The organism is Nocardioides sp. NPDC057577, assembly GCF_042801335.1.
GTDB lineage: Bacteria > Actinomycetota > Actinomycetes > Propionibacteriales > Nocardioidaceae > Nocardioides.
The window spans coordinates 1-7,514 of record NZ_JBHVGB010000237.1; the positions used below are offsets into that span (position 1 = coordinate 1).

7 protein-coding genes and 1 tRNA gene are annotated in these 7,514 nt (G+C 66.8%); 6 read left to right on the plus strand and 2 right to left on the minus strand.

What is annotated here, in order from left to right:
- The first annotated feature begins 182 nt into the window (after positions 1-182).
- Positions 183-1,652: a pyruvate kinase gene (gene pyk / locus ACFU7D_RS27590; protein WP_378732956.1), complete on the plus strand. Its 1,470-nt coding sequence runs from the start codon at positions 183-185 to the stop codon at positions 1,650-1,652.
- Between the two features lie 6 nt (positions 1,653-1,658).
- Here pyk and ACFU7D_RS27595 read toward each other — a convergent pair whose 3' ends face one another.
- Positions 1,659-2,402, minus strand: a complete 744-nt coding sequence (locus tag ACFU7D_RS27595; protein WP_378873362.1) for a helix-turn-helix domain-containing protein — start codon at positions 2,400-2,402, stop codon at positions 1,659-1,661.
- A gap of 53 nt (positions 2,403-2,455) precedes the next feature.
- A tRNA-Leu gene (locus ACFU7D_RS27600) sits at positions 2,456-2,531 on the minus strand.
- Positions 2,532-2,623: 92 nt separating this feature from the next.
- On the opposite strand from ACFU7D_RS27600, the gene ACFU7D_RS27605 reads away from it, so the two are divergent.
- The 5 genes from ACFU7D_RS27605 to ACFU7D_RS27625 all read left to right on the plus strand — a co-directional run bounded on the left by ACFU7D_RS27605 (position 2,624) and on the right by ACFU7D_RS27625 (position 7,490).
- Positions 2,624-3,253 carry an ANTAR domain-containing response regulator gene (locus ACFU7D_RS27605; protein WP_091046519.1) on the plus strand — a complete coding sequence of 210 codons (630 nt, stop codon included), beginning with the start codon at positions 2,624-2,626 and terminating at the stop codon, positions 3,251-3,253.
- A gap of 167 nt (positions 3,254-3,420) precedes the next feature.
- Positions 3,421-4,761 (plus strand): hypothetical protein, encoded by a 1,341-nt coding sequence (locus ACFU7D_RS27610; protein ID WP_378732959.1) that lies wholly within the window; start codon positions 3,421-3,423, stop codon positions 4,759-4,761.
- Positions 4,762-4,769: 8 nt separating this feature from the next.
- On the plus strand, positions 4,770-5,762 hold the full coding sequence (locus tag ACFU7D_RS27615; RefSeq protein ID WP_378732961.1) for a branched-chain amino acid ABC transporter permease: 993 nt from the start codon (positions 4,770-4,772) through the stop codon (positions 5,760-5,762).
- Position 5,763: 1 nt separating this feature from the next.
- Positions 5,764-6,714, plus strand: coding sequence for an ABC transporter ATP-binding protein (locus ACFU7D_RS27620; protein WP_378732963.1), 951 nt, complete (start codon positions 5,764-5,766; stop codon positions 6,712-6,714).
- Positions 6,711-7,490, plus strand: coding sequence for an ABC transporter ATP-binding protein (locus ACFU7D_RS27625; protein ID WP_378873364.1), 780 nt, complete (start codon positions 6,711-6,713; stop codon positions 7,488-7,490). Before ACFU7D_RS27620 ends, ACFU7D_RS27625 begins: the two co-directional genes overlap by 4 nt.
- Positions 7,491-7,514 lie beyond the last annotated feature (24 nt).

Below are 7,514 nucleotides of genomic sequence, written 5' to 3' on the forward strand. Positions count from 1 at the left end.
GGCCAGTCGGGTCTCAGCCATCGGATCGGAGGATCGGACAAGGTTCGTACACACTTGTGGCGAGGAGTTTGTGGCACCCGTCCATTGACCCGGCGATCCGGCGTGAATGCTCGATGAACCTCCGAAGAGAGGCGCCCCGCGGGTGCTGGTTTGAACGTTCCAGAGGAGTAGTCTGGGCTCCCGTGAGAAGAGCGAAGATCGTCTGCACCCTGGGACCCGCCGTCGGGACGGAGCGTCGCATCCGCGAGCTCGTCTACGCAGGCATGGACGTCGCCCGGATGAACATGAGCCATGGTTCCCACGACGACCACTCCGGCAACTACGCGCTGGTGCGGGAGGCGGCGGCCGCGAGCGGGCACAGCGTCGGTATCTTCGCTGACCTGCAGGGGCCCAAGATCCGGCTGGAGCGGTTCAAGGAAGGCTCCGCGACCCTGCGCCGCGGCCAGGCCTGGACGATCACCACGCGCGAGGTGCAGGGTGACGACGAGATCTGCGGGACGACCTACAAGGGACTTCCCGGTGACGTGAAGGTCGGCGACCCGATCCTGATCGACGACGGCAAGCTGCGCCTGCGGGTCACCGCGGTCGACGACACCGACGTCCACACCGAGGTGCTGGTCGGCGGGCCGGTCTCGAACAACAAGGGCATCAACCTGCCCGGCGTCGCCGTCTCGGTGCCGGCCCTGTCCGAGAAGGACGAGGAGGACCTCCGGTTCGCGCTCAGGCTCGGCGTCGACATGATCGCGCTCAGCTTCGTGCGCAACGCGGAGGACTACGAGGACGTCCGCAAGATCATGGACGAGGAGGGGCGTGTCGTCCCGGTCATCGCCAAGATCGAGAAGCCACAGGCGATCGACAACCTCGACGAGGTCATCGCCGCTTTCGACATGTTCATGGTGGCCCGTGGCGACCTCGGCGTGGAGTGCCCGCTCGAGGAGGTGCCGTTCCTGCAGAAGCGGATCATCGAGCTGGCCCGCCTCAACGCCAAGCCGGTCATCGTCGCCACCCAGATGCTCGACTCGATGATCTCCAACCCGGCGCCCACCCGCGCCGAGGCCAACGACGTCGCCAACGCCGTCCTCGACGGCGCCGACGCGGTGATGCTCTCCGCCGAGACGAGCGTGGGCGAATACCCCATCCACACCGTCGAGACCATGGCCCGCATCATCGCCGCCACCGAGCGCCACGCCCTCTCCCGGGACAGCTCCGCAGCCGCCGAGCTCACCCGCATCGACTGGGACCCGCACACCCGCTCCGGCGTCATCGCCAAGGCCGCCGCCGAGGTCGCCGACCGGGTCGGCGCGAAATACCTGGTCGCCTTCACCACCTCCGGTGACTCCGCCCGCCGCCTCTCCCGGCTGCGCGGCGCGATCCCGTTGCTCGCCTTCACCCCCTCCGATGCCGTACGCAGCCAGCTCGCGCTCAGCTGGGGCACCGAGACCTTCCGCACCGACGAGGTCGAGCACACCGACGAGATGGTCCGCCAGGTCGACGAGAACCTGCTCAAGCTCGGCCGCGTCGAGGAGGGCGAGCTCGTCGTCATCATCGCCGGCTCGCCTCCCGGCATCCCCGGCTCCACCAACGCCCTGCGCATCCACCGCATCGGCGACGCGATCAACGAGGTCGCGCCCGCCTACGAGCGCAAGAGCTGAGCGCGGCTAGGTCTTAGGACCGATCAACGCGTCGAGCGCCGCGACCGCCTCGCGGCGCGAGACGCTGATCGTCTTCCATGAGGACCGGCGCCACGGGATGTCGACCAGGTCGAGGGTCGCGGTGCACAGGTCGCGGATGTCGTCGGAGTGGTTGGTGAACTGCCAGCGGCCGTACTCGTAGCGCTTCTTCTCTCCCGCGACGACCCGGGTCGCCCAGTTCGCCACCCGGCAGCCGTCGGAGTGGAAGAGGCCACGGAGGAATGGTCCGGGGTGGGCCGAGACGATCTCCTGCTGCCATGGCTCCAGGGCGATCTTGCGCTCGTGCTTTCGGCCGGGGCCGTGCTGGGGGAAGAGGCAGGGCAAGTGCTGCCAGTTCAGCTGAACGTCTACACAGCCTGGCTTCTCGACGATGAAGACCTTGCCGCCTGGCCTGATCCGGCCAAGCAGGTCGACCACGTTCTCGATGATCCGGGGATGGGCCATGTCGCATGTGATTCGGAGGAAGTAGTAGCGGGCGGCCTTCGCGATGTGGCCGTCGCCGAGGTAGAAGCCGAGAAGCGCGGCGTACGCCTCTTGGTCGATCGGCAGCTCGTCACACCGCGGGCAGCCGCCGGGTCTGCTGCATGGGTCATGATCCCGCCACTCCCGAACGGTGGATCGCGCGACCCCCGTCGCACGCGACACTGTCGACAGCGAGTCGCCCTGCTGGAGGCGGGCGAGTGCCGCGGCGCGGACCGGGGCCGAGTACATGCTCGTAGTCTGCACTCGACCACCGACAATCCGATGGAACAGAAGTGCGATTCTGGTGCCCCGAGTCGGATTCGAACCGACACTATACGGTGTTTGAGACCGCCCTCTCTGCCGTTGGAGTACCGGGGCTTTGGGGCCCGTGAACGGGCCTGGCACAGGGCAAACCTACCGGACCGAGTCTGAGATCACGTAGCCGGTGTGTGCTTGCGATGGCCTAGTCTGTGCTCGTGACGGAGAGCAACCCCAGCAGCACCCCGGAGAGCCAGGCGCGGCGTACGGTAGTCATCGCGGAGGACGAGGTCCTGATCAGGATGGACCTCAAGGAGATGCTCACCGAGGAGGGTTACCACGTCGTCGGTGAGGCGGGCGATGGGAAGGCGGCGATCGAGCTCGCCACCGAGCACAGACCCGACCTGGTGATCCTCGACGTGAAGATGCCGGTGCTCGACGGGATCGCGGCGGCGGAGGCGATCGCGCGCGACCGGATCGCCCCGGTGGTCATGCTGACCGCTTTCTCGCAGCGCGACCTGGTCGAGCGGGCCCGCGACGCGGGTGCGATGGCCTACCTCGTCAAGCCGTTCAACATCACCGACCTGGTGCCGGCGATCGAGCTGGCGGTGAGCCGCTTCCAGGAGCTCGCCCAGCTCGAGCGGGAGGTCGCCGGTCTGACCGACCGGCTGGAGACCCGCAAGGCAGTCGACCGGGCCAAGGGCATCCTGCAGGAGGGCCTCACGCTGAGCGAGCCCGAGGCTTTCCGGTGGATCCAGAAGACCGCGATGGACCTGCGACTCTCGATGCGCCAGGTCGCCGAGGGCGTCATCGAGCACGGCGTCAGCGGGCCACGTACCTGAATCCGTGTAAACGGCACGTCACAGATCGGTTGCGGTCTCCATTGAGGGTCAACCTGTGGCTTGTTCGTGGGTGAAGTCGGCCTAGACTGCCCGCGCGGATCCGGCCGACCAGCGTATTCAGCTGGTGTCAGGATCCGTCTTTAGGACACACAGGCAGGAGTACCCACGTGCGCAAGCGGCTCTACAGAGTCCTCGTCGCGCTCATCGGTGCGCTGATGGTGCTGTTGGTTGGGAGCCCGGGTGCCGCACAGGCAACCGAGACCCCACCGCCGGACGCCACCGCGATCCAGGTGACGCTTCAGGACGAGGCCAACAAGGATGCCGAAGGCAATCCGAAACCGATCCCGGGAGTGACCCTCGAGGTCAGCAAGGACGGCAAGAAGGCCGGCGAGGGCGTCACCGACGACAAGGGTGTGGCGATCATCGTCGTCGAGGAGCTCGGTAAGTACACCGTGACCCTCGACGAGAAGACGCTCCCGGAAGGGACGGTCCTCGACGAGAACACCAAGGGCGAGGCAACCGTCCAGGTACGTTTCCAGGGACCCAACAACCGGGCGATCTTCCCGATCGGGGTCACCGCCGGTGAGCAGTCGAACTTCGCCAAGGACCTCGCCCAGAACCTGCGCGCGGGGATCGTGTTCTCCCTGGTCCTGTGCCTGGCTGCCCTCGGGTTCTCGCTGATCTTCGGCACGACCGGCCTGTCCAACTTCGCCCACGGCGAGATGCTCACCTTCGGTGCGCTGATGGCCTGGACCTTCGACCAGGTCTTCAAGACCGGCGCTCTGGCCTCGGTCTCGGTGCTCCTGGCCGGCATCATCGCGGTCCTCCTCGGTGGCCTGGGTGGCTTCGCGCAGGAGAAGATCCTGTGGGGCCCGCTGCGCCGGCGCGGCACCGGCCTGATCGCGATGATGATCGTCTCGATCGGCCTGGCGATCTTCCTGCGCTACCTGTTCCAGTACTTCTACGGCTCCTCGACGCGGGCGCTGTCGCAGTACAACGGCCAGCAGCGCGAGCAGCACTGGTACTACCTCTGGCTCTCGCTCGCCGACCGTGAGGTGGTCATCGTGCTCATCTCGATCGTCACGATCACCGCGGTCTGCCTGTGGCTGGCCAAGAGCCGGATGGGCAAGGCGATGCGCGCGGTCTCGGACAACCCGGCACTGGCCGCCTCTTCCGGCCTGCGGGTCGACGGCGTCATCACCAACGCGTGGGTGATCGGTGGAGCGCTGACCGCGCTGTCCGGTGTGCTCTACGCGATGCAGCTGCAGGTCAACGCCTTCATGGGCATGCGGATCCTGCTGGTCATCCTCGCTGCGGTCACCCTCGGTGGTCTCGGCACGATCTGGGGTGCTCTCGTCGGCTCGCTGGTGATCGGGCTCGTCTACGAGCTCGGGCCGCTGTTCGGCGTACCCACCTCCATCAAGGAGATCGGCCCGCTGCTGATCATGATCGTGATCCTGCTGGTCCGGCCCCAGGGCATCCTGGGTCGCAAAGAGCGGCTCGGGTAGGAGAGACAATGGATATTCTCGACATTCTCCGGGCAGCGTTGCAGCAGGCTCTGGGCCCGCAGGCAATCGTCTTCGCCCTGGCCGCCATCGGCCTCAACATCCACTTCGGCTACACCGGGCTGCTCAACTTCGGCCAGGCCGGGTTCGTCGCCGTGGGCGCCTATGGTCTGGCCGTCTCCGTGGTCACCTTCGGGGCGCCGTTCTGGCTCGGTATCACCATGTCGATCGTGGCCCCGCTGGTGCTCGCCGTGATCCTGGGTGTGCCGACGCTTCGTCTGCGCGCCGACTATCTGGCGATCGTCACCATCGCCGCTGCCGAGGTGCTGCGGTTCGTCTTCGGCTCGGTGGAGATGAAGGACACCTTCGGTGGCTCCAACGGCCTCAACGGTTACGCGGGGCCGTTCCAGGACGCCAACCCCTACACCAGCGGCATCGATCTGGGGTTCATCTCCTTCGGGCGCAACGACCTGTGGTCGCTGACCGTCGGCTGGATCCTGGTCGCGCTGTGCTGCGTGCTCGTGTGGGCGCTCATGCGCAGCCCGTGGGGCCGTGTGCTCCGCTCCATCCGTGAGGACGAGGACGCGGTCCGCTCGCTGGGCAAGAACGTGTTCGCGTACAAGATGCAGGCGCTTGCTCTCGGTGGTGTCATCGGTGGTCTGGGCGGCATGTTCCTGGCGCTCAAGCAGGCCTCGGTCGTGCCGAGCGACTACTCCACGCTGATGACGTTCTACGCCTTCGCCGCTCTGCTCCTCGGCGGCGCGGGCCGAGTGATGGGCCCGGTCATCGGCTCGGTCCTGTTCTGGTTCCTGATCGCGGGGCTAGGCTCGTTCTTCAGCCAGTCGGCAGGTAAGGGCGGATGGATCCCGACGGTGATCATGACCGACACCCAGGCCAGTGTGATCCGCTACATCATGCTGGGGCTGGCCATCATGCTGCTGATGATCTTCCGTCCCCAGGGGATCATCGGCGACCGTAGGGAGATCGCGATCGATGGACGCTGACATGACTGACCAGACGAGCACCGAGACGAACGCCGTGGAGACCAAGACGGGGCCCGCGGGCCTGGTCGGGGCGAGCACGGAGCCGGGCAGCAAGAAGTCCGACCCGATCATCGTCGCGGACAACATCACGCGTACGTTCGGTGGACTCACCGCCGTCGACGTCGACCACGTCGAGATCCAGCGTGGTGCGATCACCGCGCTGATCGGCCCCAACGGAGCCGGGAAGACGACGTTCTTCAACCTGCTGACCGGCTTCGACCAGCCCAACAGCGGTTCGTGGAGCCTGGAGGGCAGGTCGCTCAAGGGCGTCGCCCCCTACAAGGTCGCCCGACTCGGGATGGTGCGCACCTTCCAGCTCACCAAGGTGCTGGCCAAGCTCACCGTGATCGAGAACATGCGCCTGGGCGCCACGGGACAGAAGGGGGAGCGGTTCTGGGCCGCCCCGTTCAAGTTCCTGTGGGGCAAGCAGGAGGACGAGGTCACCACGAAGGCCGACGACCTGCTGGCCCGGTTCCTGCTCGACAAGAAGCGCGAGGACTTCGCCGGGTCGCTCTCCGGCGGCCAGCGCAAGCTGCTCGAGATGGCCCGCGCGCTCATGGTCGACCCGGAGGTCGTCATGCTCGACGAGCCGATGGCTGGGGTGAACCCCGCCCTGAAGCAGTCGCTGCTCGGTCACGTGAAGTCGCTGCGCGACGAGGGCCGCACGGTCCTCTTCGTCGAGCACGACATGGACATGGTCCGCGACATCTCCGACTGGGTCATCGTGATGGCCCAGGGGCAGATCGTCGCTGAGGGCACTCCTGAGTCGGTCATGGCCGACCAGCGTGTCATCGACGCCTATCTCGGGGCCCACCACGACACCGACCTGAGCGAGCTCGACGAAGAGGTCCTCGAGGCCGAGGTCGAGGCAGAGCTCGAGGCCGAGACCGTCCAAGAGGAGGACTCGAAGTGACTTCCACCGATGCGGAGCAGTTCCGCGAGAAGCACCTGAGCGAGGCCGAGGGCGCGGTGCTCCGCGCCGACGGGCTCATCGCGGGCTACCTTCCCGGGGTCAACATCCTCAACGACACCGACCTCTACTGCCAGCCCGGCGAGCTGGTCGGCATCATCGGCCCCAACGGCGCCGGCAAGTCGACTCTGCTCAAGGCGCTGTTCGGCCTGGTGAAGATCCACGAGGGCACGGTCAAGCTGAAGGGTGAGGACATCACCGGCAAGCGTGCCGACGAGCTGGTCTCACGAGGTATCGGGTTCGTCCCGCAGAACAACAACGTCTTCCCGAGCCTGACCATCGAGGAGAACCTCGAGATGGGCTGCTACCAGGCCCCGAAGAAGTTCGCGGAGCGGTTCGAGTTCGTCACCGGGATCTTCCCTGCCCTGGGGGAGCGCCGCAAGCAGCGCGCCGGTGGCCTCTCCGGCGGTGAGCGTCAGATGGTCGCGATGGGCCGGGCGCTGATGATGGAGCCGTCGGTCCTGCTGCTCGACGAGCCCTCCGCGGGGCTCTCGCCGGTCATGCAGGACGAGGTCTTCGTGCAGACCCGCAAGATCAACCAGGCGGGTGTCTCGGTCGTGATGGTCGAGCAGAACGCCCGTCGCTGCCTGCAGATCTGCGACCGTGGCTACGTGCTCGACCAGGGCCGCAACGCCTACACCGGGGCCGGGCGCGAGCTCGCCGACGACCCGAAGGTGATCGAGCTCTACCTCGGCACCCTGGGTGCCAAGGAGGACTGAGGTACGTCCCGAAACGGCCAGGGC